The sequence below is a fragment of the Bradyrhizobium sp. Bra78 genome (assembly GCF_024519855.1).
In the GTDB taxonomy this organism is placed as follows: domain Bacteria; phylum Pseudomonadota; class Alphaproteobacteria; order Rhizobiales; family Xanthobacteraceae; genus Bradyrhizobium; species Bradyrhizobium japonicum_G.
The window spans coordinates 1-243 of sequence record NZ_JALJRE010000042.1 but is presented as its reverse complement, the minus strand read 5'-3'; the positions used below and the strand labels follow the sequence as shown (position 1 = coordinate 243).

Here is a 243-nt window from a genome sequence, read left to right as displayed (position 1 = left end):
AGTCGAACCTCAGCATCACCGGCGTGACCTACAACTCCAAGGGTCTCGGCCTCGCTGCGTTGACCGGCGGTGTCGACTTCATCGACAACGCCGCCACCAACAAGGTGCTGACCAACTTGAACACCGCGTCGAGCACGCTGCGTTCGGAAGCCTCGAGCCTCGGTTCGAACCTGACGATCGTGCAGGTTCGTCAGGACTTCAACAAGAACCTGATCAACGTGCTGCAGACCGGTTCGTCCAACC

1 pseudogene is annotated in these 243 nt (G+C 59.7%); it reads left to right on the top strand.

The features are described from left to right. Positions 1-243: pseudogene (locus OC450_RS34305) on the top strand (flagellin); the annotation flags it as partial.